This is a genomic window from Salinivibrio sp. IB643, assembly GCF_001996105.1.
Lineage (GTDB): Bacteria > Pseudomonadota > Gammaproteobacteria > Enterobacterales > Vibrionaceae > Salinivibrio > Salinivibrio costicola.
The window spans coordinates 41939-56958 of record NZ_MUFF01000024.1 but is presented as its reverse complement, the minus strand read 5'-3'; the positions used below and the strand labels follow the sequence as shown (position 1 = coordinate 56958).

Sequence of the window (15020 nt, the reverse complement as noted above, 5' to 3'; positions counted from 1 at the left end):
GCTTCGATAATCGTGTAGTTTTGTTCGAGAACAAGCTCAGCGGCTTCACGTTTAAATTCAGCGCTGAAAGTACGTCTTGTGCGTTTGGTCATGGTTTCACCTGTCATGCTATGAGGCGTATCTTAACACCTCTAATCAGGTGGCCAAATTCACTATGCCACTACACTTGCTGGCGCGTCGGCTCGGAAACACATAGTCTGAACCACAACCTCGGATTTTTAACTCTTCTAACCAGGTAACGACTACTGGCGCTAAAGGAATATCTAACGCAACGCCGGTTTTACTGCGCTCTTTAGGGAGCATCCATACCCCTGCTTCTAAATCAAACTCTTGCCACTTCGCTTCACATAGCTCTGATTTTCGAACCCCCAAGCAAACCAATAACGCACAAGCTAGATAGTTATCGCGACCAAAACTAGCTTGATATGCCTTTGCCGTAGAAAAAAACTGGTTTAGTTCCTCTGGGGTCAAGGCTCTATCCTTGCTGTGCTCAACACCACCAGCGTCTCTTACTGTAAAAGCTGCCGCTGGGTTGCCGTTCATAAGATCGAGTTTGATGGCATGGTTAAAGAGTTGTTTACAGTAACCTAATGCATCATTCGCTATTGTAGGCCTGCCGGAATTTGTAATCGCATTAATAGTAAAACGAATATCWCGCGCTGTGACTTGGTCCAGTAAGATCTCACCAATATGCGGCGCAATATCTTTTGTGTAGATGCGTTTAGGAATATCGGGGTATTTGAGACGTTTAACGAGAGTGGGGTACCAATCTTCGAAAAGGTCGTTCACTGTTTTTATTTGTACTTGTTGGACTCGTTTTCGTTGCAAGAGCGGGTCATACCCATCCCGCAGTTGTTTCATCTTGGCGGCAGCGTCTAATCGAGCATCCTGGAGCGATACATCGCGTACCTTCCCGATACTCATCTCTCGTCGCTTTTACCTCGTTCCCACGCTCCGGCGTGGGAATGCATATGGAGTGTGAATCATGGGGAGAAGCCGCTATAAAATCACCGAGCCTCACTTACCGCACTTCGTCACCTTGACCGTGCTGCACTGGATCCCGGTATTCACGCGCCCGGTCACTGTCAATATCTTGCTGCGCGCAATGTTAAACAAATTCTGGATCAATTGGCGTTTTATAAAAAAGCCCACAAAGGTGACCGCGCTTATCAGTTTTGGCAGGAGCGTGGGAACGAGAGAAAACACCTCGGAAAAAACAGCGTATTGATCACTCGTTCCTACTCTCTGGCGTGACAATGCATAAGGAGTTTGAATCATGGCAGCGAGTCATCACCTCAGTCTATGGACAATGATTTTTCGATATCACAGATGCGTGCCATGAGTACTAAAGGGTCAAACGTTGACGCTTTGAAGCCAAATTTTTTGTAGAACGTTTGCGCACTGGTATCAATGGCATGAACTAAAATGCCCGCGCCACCAACAGCGTTCATTGCTTGTATTGAGCGAATGATACAATCTTTTAAAAGACCGGCCGCAATGCCTTGACCTTGATAGGCGTTATCCACCCCAAGCCTTGCTAAAATCACCATAGGAATCGGGTCAGGGCTATTTCTCCGTAGTGAGCTAAATGCGTGCTCTCTCGATACTGAACCCATGGCAATGGCATAGTACCCAATCACTTGGTGGGCTGCTGTGTCATTGGCAACATACACTCTCGCGGTTCCGCGCTTTTGGCTCTTTAACGCCTGTTTTCTTAACCATGTATCGAGTGCTTCAATGCCACATTGAAAGGCATTAATCTGGTGCTCATCAGTCAGTAGTGTGGGGGCACTTATTCCCAAGGCGCTTTCCTATTGAACAGATCCTTCACGCCTTCAAGCGCTCGCGGCTCTGCACGAAGTTCGTTGTCGAAAGCTTCAAACGCCTTTGCTTCAAGGACAAAATCCCGTTGTTCGGCCAGTATGCTATGCGCTTCATTAAGCGCTGCTTGCTGAATGAATACGGTTCTATCGACTTTTTTCAAACTTGCCGCAGCATCGATAATGTCTCTTACCGATGGCTGTACCCGCATGTTGATTGGCGCTGTTTTTGTGGCCATAACACCATCCTGTGTATCTATTTAATATACACTCTAAATGGTTTTTGTATATAGTCAATAGATATACGTTGTCATTTACGGATAAGCCGCAATATTCTCCGAGCTCCTTTACTGCTAGGCTAGATCTTTTTCGCCAAACTCGGTACATTACACGCAAATAGAAACTATTCTCACTTTTGTTTGGGGCGAAAGCCCTGTCATTAAGCATGTTTGCAGATATCACCATGATAAAATCGTCTTCTTCTCGCCTTGCTTGGGGAGTGGCCGCTTGTTTGGCCCTGACGCCCGTTGCCAGTGCGGATCAGCTCGAACAGGCGCAAGCCATCGAGGGTAACACCACCCAAGAAGCGGCTCAGTCGCAATCTCGTATTAACCGCCGCGCGGACAGCAGTTTAGCCATGCGCCAAGAAATTGAACAAATCCAGGCGCAAATCAGTAACCTCGAAATCTACCGCGATCACTTACAAAATTTAGTCAGCAACCAACAGGCAGAAGCACAAAGCCTGCGCGATCAAATCACCGAGATCAAAGAGACGCGTCAAGGCATTGTGCCGTTGATGTATCGCATGCTCGGCGGGCTTGAGCAGTGGCTTGCTAACGACATTCCGCTCAAAGCCGATCAACGTCAAGCACGTGTTGAAAAACTGAAGGCGATGATGGGCCGCGCCGATGTGGCGGACTCAGAAAAATTCCGTCGTATTCTTGAGGCATATCAGATAGAGCGTGATTACGGCAGCAAACTCGATGCCTACCAAGATACCATTGCGCTTAACGGCCGCGATCATCAAGTGGATGTCTTGCATCTGGGCCGTGTGTCGCTGGTGGCGCGTCGCCTCGATGGTCAGCAGCATTGGGTGTGGAGCACCCGCGATGAAACCTGGGTCGAGCTAGATGCTAGCGCCGGTGAAGCGGTGGATAAGGCCTTTGCGGTGGCACAAAAACAAGTGGCCCCGTCGTTGTTATCTTTGCCATTAAGTGCCAACCAAGGGGTGAAATCATGAGCTGGAAAACCCTGATTGCCGCCGCCTGTTTGGTCGCGGTTGCCCCTTTGACTCACGCCGATGATTTGGTCGGACAAACCGAGCAAGCTCAGCAGCAGGCACGTGAGCACAACCAAGCGCGTGAAGCACAATTTGCGATGACGGAACGAGAGCTGCGCCAAAAGCGTGATCAGCTCAAGGCAACCCGGAATGCGCTGGAGACGGAAACCGAAAAACTCAGTGATACTTTTAGTGACAACGAGCAGCAATTGGCGTCGTTGGAAGACAAACTTCGCTTAGAGTCGGGCAGTTTAGGTGAGCTATTTGGCGTGGTGCGCCAAGCGAGTAAAACTATTCAAACCGATGGCGTGTCCAGCTATGTGGCGATCACTCAGCCGGCATTTAATCAAACCGTCTCGGATATTGTCGCGGCCGATACATTGCCATCACTCAAGCAGCTCAATGCCCTATGGCAAGGGATGCTGACCCAAATGCAAACCAGCGGTGAGCTGCAAACCGTGTCGTTACCGGTGGTAAATGCGCAAGGTGTGGCATCGGAGCAAGCGGTGGTGCGTGTGGGCAACGTCGGCTTAGTGAATGATCAAGGTTACCTAAATTGGCAAACCGATCGCCAAGTCGCCGTGCCGTATCGTGCCCAACCGGACAATACGTTAACCACGTCAACCCTTGAGCAAGCGGTGTCTTCAGTGGGTGAGACGGTACTGATTGATCCGGCCCGTGGTACGTTGCTCGGCCAGCTAGAAAACGCGCCGAGCCTGGGCGATCGCTTCGCACAAGGCGGCTTTGTTGCCAAAGTGATTGCCACCTTGTTGGCCGTCGGCTTGCTCATTGCGCTATACCGCGGGGCAGTGTTGCTGTCGATTCATGCCAAAATGCATCGCCAATTGAAGCACCCAGACACCCCCGAGGATAACCCGCTTGGCCGTGTGCTTAAGGTCTATCACGATGCGCCCCAGCGTGATGTCGAATCGCTCGAGTTACGCTTACTTGAAGCGGTGGTCGATGAGCAGCACGGCTGTGAAAAAGGCCTGTCGATGCTCAAACTCTTGGCGGCGCTTGCCCCTATGCTAGGCCTGTTGGGGACGGTGACAGGGATGATCGAAACCTTCCAGGTGATCACCCAGTTTGGTAATGGTGATCCGAAAGTCATGGCCGATGGGATCTCAATGGCCCTGGTGACCACGGTATTGGGTCTGATTGCGGCGATTCCCTTGCTGTTGGCGCATAATATTCTCAGCGGGCAGGCGGACCATATTCGCGGCATGCTCGAAAAACAAAGCATTAGTTTAGTCGCCGAGCAAGCGGAAACCACAGACAATCAGGCGGCAATCGGACCAACGGCATGATAGACGTCGAGTTATTCTCACAGCTGAATCAGCAAGACTTGGGGAGCACCTTGCGCCACTTTATGGCGGAAGGTGGCCCGGTGTTGTGGTGGCTCGGGGCGGTCGTGTTTGTGTGTTGGTTGCTGGTGATTGAACGGCTGTTGTATTTGTTCTCTCGCTTTCCCGCACAGCGTGATGCATGGGTGCGTGCTTGGCAGGCGCGCGCCGATCAGCGCTCTTGGTATGCCCGAGCCATTCGTCAAGGGGTCTTGTTTCAAGCCCAGCAAGAGTTGGGGCGCTATTTAGGATTTATTAAAGCCTTGGTGGCGATTTGCCCGATGCTCGGATTGCTTGGCACGGTGACCGGTATGATCTCTGTGTTTGATGTGATGGCAAGTCAAGGCACTAGCGACCCACGTTTGATGGCATCAGGGATCTCCATGGCAACCTTACCCACCATGGCGGGAATGGTTGCGGCCTTAGCTGGGATGTTTGCCCATGCTCGTTTAGTTAAAGCCTGTCAGCGCCGCGAAATTGCGCTCGAGCAGGCGCTTCGGAGTCAGTAATGCGATTGATTCGAGCCCAAAAACAGCGCGAAGAAGCGCAAGTTGATTTAACCTCCATGTTGGACATTGTGTTCATCATGTTGATCTTTTTTATTGTCACCAGCTCATTTGTGCGCGAGTCAGGCGTTGAAGTGAACCGTCCAGAAGCGAGTCACGCCACCAGCCAGAAAGAGGCCGGTATATTTATTGCGGTGACGGCCTCTAACGAGATCTATATCGATAAACGTCTCGTGGATGTTGAGCGTGTTGAAGCCACGCTAGAGCACTTATTGCTGGATAAACCGGATGCGTCTTTGGTGATTCAGGCTGATGAACTGGCGTATAATGGCACGGTCGTTAAGGTGATGGATGCGGCAAAAGGGGCGGGGATTGGCAGTATTGCGTTGGCAACGGAGTCACCGCAATGAAGCGATGGTTGATTTCAATGCCGGTGGCGTTGGTATTTACCTTAGGGCTTTTTATGTTGATGGCATTGATGGTAGGTCATAGCAGTCAACGTCCGCAGGAAACATCGTCGTCAACGCGCATCGATATTTTTATGCAAGAGCCGGATACCGAGGTGCAGCGTCGCCAGCGAACTGTGCCAGAGCGGCCTAAACCGCCCGAAGTGCCTGACACGCCCACGCCGGTGACGCAGACGCAATCGCAGTCTACCCCATCACCACAGCCTGATATGCCTAATTTGGATCTGCAAAGTGGGATCCAAGGGGTGATGGTACAAGCGCCTTCATTGGGTGAGCTAAATCTGAATACCGGCCCCAATAACCAACAAGCGATGCCATTGTTCCGGGTGGAGCCCAATTACCCGCCGCGTGCGATGCGCCGAAACTTAGAAGGCTATGTGGTGGTGCGTTTTACCATTGGTCCATCGGGTCGCCCGCAAGATTTAACAGTGGTCGATGCCAATCCACCGCGTGTGTTTGAACGTGAGGCATTACGTGCACTACGGAAGTGGAAATATGAGCCGAAAGTGGTCGACGGTAATGCGGTGGCGCAACCCGGGCAACAGGTCAAATTGGAGTTTAATTTACGCTGATGTGGAAAAGACTATTTATTGGCGCGTTGCTATTGATGTCGGTGCCTGCTGCCGCGCAGCTTTCGCCATCGGTGGCACGCGCGATTGAAAAAGCACAAACTCTTGAGCAAGATGCAAAACTGGGTGAAGCCATTGCGCTGCTCGATAATTTGAGTGTCAGTCGGGCGTATGACAAAGCGTTTGTGGATCGCTCATTAGGGGTGTTTTATTGGCAATATGGCAATAATGACCAAGCCATTGTGTATATTCAGCGTGCGGTGGACAGTGAGCAGCTGCAAGATGCACAAGCGTGGCAAACCAAGCGCATGTTAGCCGATTTATTGCTGATCGATGGCCAGTATGCGTCGGCGCTGCAATATTACTATCCGTTGGCTCGCGCGATCCCCAAAGAAAAGGCGGATCAAAGTGAAGATGTGTGGCTGCGCATTATGCAGGCACATTATCAGCGCGAACAGTGGAGCCAGGTATTAAAGGCGTATCCCGATTATCAAGGTGTGGTCACAAGCACTGCCAGTGTATCGGCCTTATCACTTAAATTAGGGGCTCAGCTTCAGCTTGAGCAATGGCGTGGTGCCACACCGACGCTGAAAGCGTTGATTAAGCGCGAGCCTGACAATAAGCAGTGGTGGCGGCAACTGGCCGGAAACTATGTGCGATTGCAACAGCCAAAAGAGGCAATTAGCACTTACTTACTGGCGCAGCGCCAAGGTATTACCCTTGAGCCAAGCGAACAGCGTACGGTTGCCCAGCTCTATGCCAATGAGGGCGTACCAGAGCGTGCGGCGCAATGGCTAAAACGTTTACCCGCCTCAGAGCAAGATGCGCAAACGCTGGCGCAACAGGCAAGCCTTTGGCAGCAGGCTCGGGAATGGCCACAAGCGATCGGGGCATGGAAACAGGCGGTGAAAAAAGACAGCCAATACCACTGGCAACTCGCGTTAATGCAGATCCAACAAGGTGAGTATCAGCAAGCGCTTACTTCGCTTGAGCATGCTGGTAAAGGCGCTTCGGACAAAGATATTGCGTTGGCTAAAGTCCAAGCTCACTACAAACTGAAGCAGTATGAGCAGGCACTGAAACAAGCGCGTCTTGCCAAACAGATTGCGCCGGATGATGCAGTAGAAAGTTGGGTGACCTTTTTGAAAAAGCGTCAACAAATGCAGAAGAGCTAACAAAAACTAACTAACAAAAAGCCCCAGCCATTTGGCATACTGCCTGGCTGGGGCTTTTTGGTTTTGTGTCGATATACGGGCTATTCCCGAATCATAGACACAAAAAAAGGACGCCTAGGCGCCCTTTATCAATCAGACTCGGTTTCTTATGCTACAGAAACGTCAGACGCCTGTGGGCCTTTTTGGCCTTGCTCAACGGTGAAGTTCACACGTTGGCCTTCAGTAAGGGTTTTGAAACCGTCACCAACGATAGCACGGAAGTGTACAAACACGTCCTTTTCACCGTTGTCACGAGTAATGAAACCGAAACCTTTCTCTTCGTTAAACCACTTTACGATACCAGTTGCTTGATTAGACATAATCATTCTCTCTTAAATTACAAAAAATAGGATAGCTTTGAACGGAGTCGATGACATGTCTAGAAGCGAAAGTGGGTAACGTTAGAAACTCTATAATATTGATAATAGCGCAGCTTATGTTGACTTTTACTTGATGAATCATTGACGCTCCGTGTTCCAGAGCTGACACCACAATACAGCAATCCACCCACATGTAAAGCCTTTATGATCATTTTTATCAGATTGTAGAGTGAGTGCCTTAACGGGGGTAGGGGAAGCCAAAAAAGGCCAGTCATCGTTGACTGGCCTTAGCAGGGTTAACGTGCAATCAGTGTGCTGTTAAGACAGCAGCTCTTCTGCGGTGTTAACCACGTTTTCAACGGTAAAGCCGAACATCTTGAACAGCTCGTCAGCGGGCGCGGATTCACCGAAGGTGGTCATCCCGATGATGCGACCGTCTAGGCCAACGTATTTGTACCAGTAGTCAGCAATACCCGCCTCAATGGCGATACGGGCGGTGACGTTTGATGGCAATACCGACTCGCGATAAGCGGCGTCTTGCTTATCAAACAAGTCAGTGCTTGGCATAGAAACCACACGGACTTGCTTGCCTGCTTCGCTTAGCTGAGCCGCTGATTCAACAGCCAGCTCTACTTCAGAGCCAGTCGCAATAAAGATCAGGTCAGGTGTTCCTGCACAATCTTTGAGGATATAACCGCCTTTGGCAATGTTCGCCAATTGGGTCTCGTCACGCGCTTGCTGAGCCAGGCCTTGACGCGAGAAGATCAGCGCACTTGGGCCGTCTTTACGCTCTACCGCCGCTTTCCAAGCTACTGCCGATTCGACTTGGTCACAAGGGCGCCAGGTGCTCATGTTCGGTGTCTGGCGCAGGTTAGCCATTTGCTCGACCGGCTGGTGAGTTGGGCCATCTTCACCCAAGCCAATTGAGTCGTGGGTGTAAACCTGAATGTTCTGCGTTTTCATCAGTGCCGCCATGCGCATGGCGTTACGCGCGTATTCCATAAACATCAAGAAGGTTGCGCCGTAAGGGACAAAGCCACCGTGCAGAGCAATACCGTTGATAATGGCGGTCATGCCGAACTCGCGCACACCATAGTGCAGGTAGTTGCCGCTCGCGTCGTCTGCGGTGATCGCTTTCGAGCCTGACCACATGGTCAAGTTAGACGGTGCCAAGTCGGCTGAGCCACCGAGCAGTTCTGGCAGCAGTTTGCCGAACGCTTCTAAGACGTTTTGCGACGCTTTACGTGATGCGATCTTAGCTGGATTGGCTTGCAGATCCGCAATCAGTTTTTGAGTTTCGCTGTCCCAGTTGCTTGGCAGTTCACCGTTCATACGACGGGTAAACTCGGCGGCAAGCTCAGGGTATTGTGCTTGATATGCGGCAAACTGCTCGTTCCAAGCGGCTTCTTTAGCTGCGCCGGCTTCTTTGGCGTCCCACTGTGCATAGATGTCTTGTGGGATCTCGAAAGGCGCGTGCTCCCAACCCAGGCATTCACGTGTAGCTTGGATTTCGTCATCACCCAGCGGCGCGCCGTGACAATCGTGGCTGCCTGATTTATTTGGCGAGCCATAACCGATGGTGGTTTTGGTGCAGATCAGCGTCGGTTTGCCGGTTTCGGCTTTCGCCGCTTCAATAGCTGCTTGAATCGCATCCGCATCGTGGCCATCGACAGCGGGGATCACATGCCAACCGTAAGATTCAAAACGCTTCGCGGTGTCGTCAGAGAACCAACCCTCAACGTGACCGTCGATTGAGATGCCGTTGTCATCCCAGAATGCGATCAATTTACCGAGACCTAGCGTGCCCGCCAGTGAGCACGATTCGTGAGAGATGCCTTCCATCAAGCAGCCATCACCCAAGAATGCGTAGGTGTGGTGATCGACGATGTTGTGACCGTCACGGTTAAACTGTGCTGCCAGTGCTTTTTCAGCAACGGCCATACCGACCGCGTTAGTGATCCCTTGGCCAAGTGGACCGGTTGTGGTCTCGATGCCAGGGGCATAACCATACTCTGGGTGACCCGGTGTTTTTGAGTGCAACTGACGGAATTGCTTCAGATCGTCGATAGCAAGATCGTAGCCAGTCAGGTGCAGCAATGAATAAATCAGCATTGAGCCATGGCCGTTTGAAAGCACAAAGCGATCACGGTTAGCCCAATCTGGGTTTTGTGGGTTGTGATTCATGTGGTCACGCCACAGTACTTCGGCGATATCGGCCATGCCCATTGGGGCGCCTGGGTGACCAGATTTGGCTTTTTGAACACCGTCCATCGAAAGGGCGCGGATGGCGTTGGCTAACATTTTGCGTTCCATGTGTTTACCTACAGGTTGAACAGGTGAAATAGAAGAAAACGATATCATAAAAGCGGCCTAAACCGCTTTTATTGTGTTAAATCACGCTTTGGGTTGGATCACAGTTGTTCGCGAATCATGTCTTCAAGTTTACCTTGATCGACCGCGAAGTTTCGGATGCCTTCAGCAAGTTTTTCGATAGCCATCGGATCTTGGTTGTGTTCCCACAAGAATTCCGCATGGGTCATGGCTGCTGGGCGTTGCTCGGTGGCGCCTGTGTCTTTTAGCTTCACAGGCATATCGCCTTCAGTATCGCTTAGTTCTTGCAACAGTTGTGGGCTGATCGTGAGGCGGTCACAGCCGGCTAATTCTAGGATCTCACCGGCGTTGCGGAAGCTTGCACCCATCACAACGGTGTCGTAGCCGTGTGCTTTGTAGTAGTTGTAAATGGTGGTAACGGACTTCACGCCTGGGTCTTCTGCAGGCTCAAAGTCACGGCCTTCTTTGGCTTTGTACCAATCCATAATACGGCCAACAAATGGTGAAATCAGGTAAGCGCCGGCTTCTGCGCAGGCACGTGCTTGTGCGAACGAGAATAATAGCGTCAGGTTACAATTGATACCTTCTTTTTCCAGGATTTCAGCGGCACGAATGCCTTCCCAGGTTGACGCCAGTTTGATCAGGATACGATCGTTGCTGATCCCCGCTTCGTTGTACATGCTAATCAGTTTACGTGCTTTAGCAACGCTTGCATCGGTGTCATAGGATAAACGGGCATCGACTTCTGTGGAGATGCGACCCGGAATGACATTAAGGATTTCTTTACCGATGTTTACTGCGAGGCGGTCACAGGTATCGGCGACTTGTTGGTCGACATCACTGCTGTGTGATTTCGCATACGCAATCGCTTCATCAATCAATGGCGCATACTCTTTGATTTGCGCGGCTTTCAGGATCAGCGAAGGGTTGGTGGTTGCGTCTTGCGGTTGGTACTTTTTAATCGCTTCGATATCGCCTGTGTCTGCGACAACGGTGGTTAGGGCTCGGAGTTGGTCCAGTTTGTTGCTCATCTTCACTCACCTTCTTTACGTGGTAGGCCCAGACGCCGAGTTACGTGCTAACGCTTGATCTGAATATGAACAGATGCAACGCGTCTGAGCAAATGATGTGACGATCTTTGAGTTTTTTACGCCACTTGTCAATTGTATTGCGATATAAAGAGAGTTACGTCTCACTCTTTTGTCACGAATTTACTCATCCTGTTGAAATGTGAACACGCTTTCATCAGGTGCAGGCTCCGACATATTCAGCAGGGCCATTGCGCAGCTTGCACTGGTCGCGAGTACATCGATAACGCCCGTTCTCAGCGCACCGAGTATCGATAAGGCTTTGCGACTCTCGCTCGCCATGGCAATAACACTCGGAATACGTGCCAAATCTGGCATCGCCAGTCCAACCACACGGCCACGCATCAGGTTATCCGTAGGTTGTCCGTCAAGTCGGAAGAAATCAAAACCGCCGATGTCTCCGACAATACCATGATTCACCCGTGCTTCAACAAACTCGCGTGCGGTAAAGCAACCCAATTTGACCATATGACTATTCTCATCCATATCGCCAATGCCGACCAGTGCAAACTCTGCTTTTCTGGCTTGGTTCAAGGTTTCACTGATATTCGGATGGGACACGAACACCTGTTGAATCGACTCATTATCCACATACGCTGGGGCGTATAGGGTTTCACTGCTCCCCCCAAACTTTTTGGCTAATCGTCGACAGATATGATCGGCATTAAACGCGTCACCGCTGCGGTGTGTGCCGCCTATTGCGCAAACAAACCGGGCTTGACGATGCGAGACAACACCCGGATGATCGGCGACCGCTGCGACATTTTGACCTTGGCCCACCGCAACCACCATGCCATCGTTAAGGTTACCGTCAAGATAAGAGGATACCAAGGTCGCGACTTGTGTACGTTGTTCTTCGGCGCTCGGTTGGTCGAGTGAAATTAAGGCGCGTTTAAGGTTAAACCTGGCCATCAATCGCTGTTCGAGCTGGGCACTGTGTACGGGATGGAATTTGACCGTGATTTCTACAATACCTTCTTCACGCGCTTTACGTAAAAGACGGCTTACTTTGGGGCGACTGATTTTATATTTGCGAGCAATTTCTTCCTGAGTCGCGCTTTGTTGATAGTACAAAATGGCGATTTCAGTTAATAAGTCGGTGTCTTCGTGATAGTGATCAGGGGGCGTTGATATGCTCATGCTCGATGGTCTCGCGACTGAACGGTACCTTAGGTTGCGTTTAAAGGCACGATGAATGCAATGCTTACCAGTATACGCCTGTTATATAAATCGAACAAATGTTCTGTTGTGATACCAATGTTCATAAGCTGTCACGGTGCTCGGTGCTCGGTTATCGATTGGCGAGAATATCGTTGAAATCGCAAGCAAACGAGAATGCGTGGTGTGCTCTGTTTGAAAAAGTAGCCATTGCTATCTAAGTTTATTAGTGCTCGTTCAAACAAAACTACTAGAGGTTGTGTAGAAGAGACTCGCGGCTACGTAGAAAAATAGCATGATGGCGAGCTTGTCTTTGGCTAAGGGAGTGTGGCTTGATGCACGCACTACAATCACGACAACCCCTGATCTGGGGGGCGACATTGCTCGCATTACTCGCCTTGAGTACGTTCGGGGTGTGGATTGCTGATCTCAGTGAGGGTACGACCGAAGAGCAGCCTCTTCTTGACGTAAACTATAGTTACTTTGTTGACGAGACGAACGAGCTATCACTGGATTATGTAATGGCACATGCCCCTTTCACGTCGGTATCAGAGCCAACCCACATTCCATGGAAATTAGCTTACCAAACGTACTGGATCAACATCGGCTTTGACTATACGGGCCTCACTGAGCGGCCGATACATGTGATCACTGATAACCCTTCAATTGATTATCTTGACGCTTATCACGTCCTCGATGGTGAACAGATTCGCTCGCGTGTAAAAGCTGGCGATATTACACCAGAAAGACTGAACCGCTTGCCCTTGCCGTCCTCTGTGCCCGTGACCTTGCTCCCTGAGCATGCTAATCAGCTTTTGATCAAAGTAACGTCACGAGATATGGCAACCATGCCACTATGGGTGATGGATCATGGGCGCTATGACCATTTCGCCAAATCACTACATTTGGTATGGGGCGGATTTATGAGTTTTGCCATGCTGATGGCACTCTATAGCGCCGGTGTCTATGTATACAGTCGGCAGCGCGTGTACTTAATTTATGTGTTTGCAACTGTGTTGAGTGCGTTAGTGGTGAGTGTGAATCATGGCTTTAGTCGTTACTTTTTCCCTGATTTTATCCAGATATTTATCAGTAATCACTTGGTGGCACTCACTGTTTGTTTATTAACGGTCGGGTTATGGTTTACCTATTTTTTCTTAGATTTTACGCGTAGTCCTATTCATCAACGCGCGCGATCTCTATTTTTAATCACGACGGGTGGGCTGCTCGGTCTCGCATTACTGAGCTTTATTACGCCGGCTTATATGTCTGCCTCTTTTGTTCTCATTGCACAAATCCCAGTCTACGGAGTGATTATTTATTACTTGTGGCAGCAATGGCAGCCGAGTAAATACTGGTTGTTTCTATTTATTTTGTGTTGGCTACCCGCAATGGCTGGCGGACTGACATTCTACGCACTGATGCTGAATTACATTGAGTACACTCTGTTGTCAAGTTATGTCTTGATGCTAGCGCTTGCGCTAACCATGATTCTATTTTCTCTGGCGCTTGCCGAGCGGTTTCGTTTTCAAAGGATGCAGGAAATGCGAGCGCTGACGCATGATACCTTGAGTTGCCTTCCTAATAACAACGTATTGCACATGGTGATCAGCGACCTCATTAGCCGCAACAACAATTTCAATTTGTGTTGTTTATCGATTGATAACTATAGCAATTTATTACCTTACCTAGATGAAAGTGCACGCGATGAATATATCAATGCGATTGCTGCACGTATGAATGACACCTTAGCGGTTCAGCCGGTACAAGCGATCAAAACGGACAGTGATATGCCCAACCACCGCCTGGGCTGCCTAAAAGAAGGGGTGTTTGCTTTTTTAATTGAGGATGTGGATCTCAAGACGTGTGACCAGGTGCTAACTGCTGTGGTTGATAGCTTAAATGGTGATTTATGCGTGGGATCCTTTGTTACGCAAGTCAATGTGCGTATCGGTGTTTGTCACTATCCAACCGATGGTGATCATCCAGGGTTACTCATTAGCCGAGCGCTAAATGCCATTGACCAGCACCGCCGTTTTGCTGGCAACTATGCGCACTTTAATTCCCATGAACAGCGAGACCATCAGTTACATGTCTCGCTCGTCACGGATTTAAGAGATGCGATTGAGAATGATGGGTTGGAGCTCTATCACCAACCGCAAATTGATTTACGCACAGGCTCTATCCATGGCTCAGAGGTGCTGGCACGTTGGACGCACCCAGAGTATGGCCAGATATCGCCTGAGGTGTTTGTACGAATGGCCGAGGACGTCGGGATTATTAATAGTCTTACCCTTTGGGTGATTAAGCGTGCTTTTCAGCAGCAAGCGCAGCTTATTAACCGTGGCCACTGTCGCCGGCTTTCAGTCAACATTAGTGCGTCTGATATCTATATCCCTGATTTGGCCAATCATGTGGTTGAATTGGCTCGAGAGTATCATATACCCACGAATTTAATTTCACTTGAACTGACCGAATCGATCATGGTGGAAGATTACAATTGGCTCAAGCAGTTGATTGAAGATCTATCGGCAAATGGTATTGAAGTCTCTACCGATGATTACGGGACAGGGTATTCGTCTTTGTACTTTCTATCTCAATTGCCTTTTACTGAGCTTAAGATTGACCGCAGCTTTGTGCGAGATCTTCCCAAAAGTAGCCGCCACCAAAGTATTGTTCGTGCAACCACCGATATGGCGCGATCGTTAGGGGTGATGGTGGTTGCCGAAGGGGTTGAGAGTGAAGAGGCCGAGAGCTTGCTTCGGCGTTATGGTGTGGCCGTTTCGCAGGGCTACTACTATTCACGCCCCTTACCGTTTAGCCAATACCAAGCGTACGTGGAACGTATGGACAGTGCGCAGCCGAGTACAGTAATACGTGAACGAAATCGGCGCTCTACCTCTGGATAAGTGGAGCTCAAAAAGC

General features: G+C 50.0%; 15 protein-coding genes. 7 read left to right on the top strand and 8 right to left on the bottom strand.

Annotated features, from left to right (window positions below; genetic code table 11):
- The 4 genes from BZG77_RS15165 to BZG77_RS11000 form a co-directional block, all read right to left on the bottom strand.
- On the bottom strand, positions 1 to 92 hold a 92-nt coding region (locus BZG77_RS15165; protein ID WP_338012824.1), incomplete at its 3' end, for a transposase.
- Between the two features lie 43 nt (positions 93 to 135).
- Positions 136 to 924: a tyrosine-type recombinase/integrase gene (locus BZG77_RS11015; RefSeq protein ID WP_077647275.1), complete on the bottom strand. Its 789-nt coding sequence runs from the start codon at positions 922 to 924 to the stop codon at positions 136 to 138.
- A gap of 371 nt (positions 925 to 1295) precedes the next feature.
- Positions 1296 to 1802: a GNAT family N-acetyltransferase gene (locus tag BZG77_RS11005; protein ID WP_077647274.1), complete on the bottom strand. Its 507-nt coding sequence runs from the start codon at positions 1800 to 1802 to the stop codon at positions 1296 to 1298.
- Positions 1793 to 2059, bottom strand: coding sequence for a type II toxin-antitoxin system TacA family antitoxin (locus BZG77_RS11000; RefSeq protein WP_021023794.1), 267 nt, complete (start codon positions 2057 to 2059; stop codon positions 1793 to 1795). The genes BZG77_RS11005 and BZG77_RS11000 overlap by 10 nt, the downstream gene beginning before the upstream one ends.
- A gap of 224 nt (positions 2060 to 2283) precedes the next feature.
- On the opposite strand from BZG77_RS11000, the gene BZG77_RS10995 reads away from it, so the two are divergent.
- From BZG77_RS10995 to BZG77_RS10970, 6 genes are read left to right on the top strand one after another with little or no spacing between them, the layout of a single operon-like run.
- Positions 2284 to 3060 (top strand): DUF3450 domain-containing protein, encoded by a 777-nt coding sequence (locus BZG77_RS10995; RefSeq protein ID WP_108743983.1) that lies wholly within the window; start codon positions 2284 to 2286, stop codon positions 3058 to 3060.
- Positions 3057 to 4406: a MotA/TolQ/ExbB proton channel family protein gene (locus BZG77_RS10990; RefSeq protein WP_077460840.1), complete on the top strand. Its 1350-nt coding sequence runs from the start codon at positions 3057 to 3059 to the stop codon at positions 4404 to 4406. The genes BZG77_RS10995 and BZG77_RS10990 overlap by 4 nt, the downstream gene beginning before the upstream one ends.
- Positions 4403 to 4951, top strand: coding sequence for a MotA/TolQ/ExbB proton channel family protein (locus BZG77_RS10985; protein WP_077460841.1), 549 nt, complete (start codon positions 4403 to 4405; stop codon positions 4949 to 4951). The genes BZG77_RS10990 and BZG77_RS10985 overlap by 4 nt, the downstream gene beginning before the upstream one ends.
- Positions 4951 to 5358: an ExbD/TolR family protein gene (locus BZG77_RS10980; protein ID WP_021023790.1), complete on the top strand. Its 408-nt coding sequence runs from the start codon at positions 4951 to 4953 to the stop codon at positions 5356 to 5358. Before BZG77_RS10985 ends, BZG77_RS10980 begins: the two co-directional genes overlap by 1 nt.
- Complete coding sequence (locus BZG77_RS10975) at positions 5355 to 5987, top strand: energy transducer TonB (protein ID WP_077647272.1); 633 nt, start codon at positions 5355 to 5357, stop codon at positions 5985 to 5987. The genes BZG77_RS10980 and BZG77_RS10975 overlap by 4 nt, the downstream gene beginning before the upstream one ends.
- Positions 5987 to 7159 carry a tetratricopeptide repeat protein gene (locus BZG77_RS10970; protein ID WP_077647271.1) on the top strand — a complete coding sequence of 391 codons (1173 nt, stop codon included), beginning with the start codon at positions 5987 to 5989 and terminating at the stop codon, positions 7157 to 7159. Before BZG77_RS10975 ends, BZG77_RS10970 begins: the two co-directional genes overlap by 1 nt.
- Positions 7160 to 7305: 146 nt before the next feature.
- Here the strand turns inward: BZG77_RS10970 and cspE are convergent, their stop codons facing one another.
- The 4 genes from cspE to BZG77_RS10950 all read right to left on the bottom strand — a co-directional run bounded on the left by cspE (position 7306) and on the right by BZG77_RS10950 (position 12077).
- Positions 7306 to 7518, bottom strand: coding sequence for a transcription antiterminator/RNA stability regulator CspE (cspE, locus tag BZG77_RS10965; protein WP_021023787.1), 213 nt, complete (start codon positions 7516 to 7518; stop codon positions 7306 to 7308).
- 318 nt (positions 7519 to 7836) lie between these two features.
- Entirely contained in the window at positions 7837 to 9831 is a 1995-nt protein-coding gene (gene tkt, locus BZG77_RS10960) for a transketolase (protein ID WP_077647270.1), read from the bottom strand.
- Positions 9832 to 9929: 98 nt separating this feature from the next.
- Positions 9930 to 10880, bottom strand: a complete 951-nt coding sequence (gene tal, locus BZG77_RS10955) for a transaldolase (protein WP_077647269.1) — start codon at positions 10878 to 10880, stop codon at positions 9930 to 9932.
- 180 nt (positions 10881 to 11060) lie between these two features.
- Positions 11061 to 12077 (bottom strand): sugar-binding transcriptional regulator, encoded by a 1017-nt coding sequence (locus BZG77_RS10950; protein ID WP_077460847.1) that lies wholly within the window; start codon positions 12075 to 12077, stop codon positions 11061 to 11063.
- A gap of 353 nt (positions 12078 to 12430) precedes the next feature.
- Here BZG77_RS10950 and BZG77_RS10945 point away from each other — a divergent pair, with 353 nt between their 5' ends.
- Positions 12431 to 15004, top strand: coding sequence for an EAL domain-containing protein (locus BZG77_RS10945; RefSeq protein WP_077647268.1), 2574 nt, complete (start codon positions 12431 to 12433; stop codon positions 15002 to 15004).
- Positions 15005 to 15020: the final 16 nt, after the last annotated feature.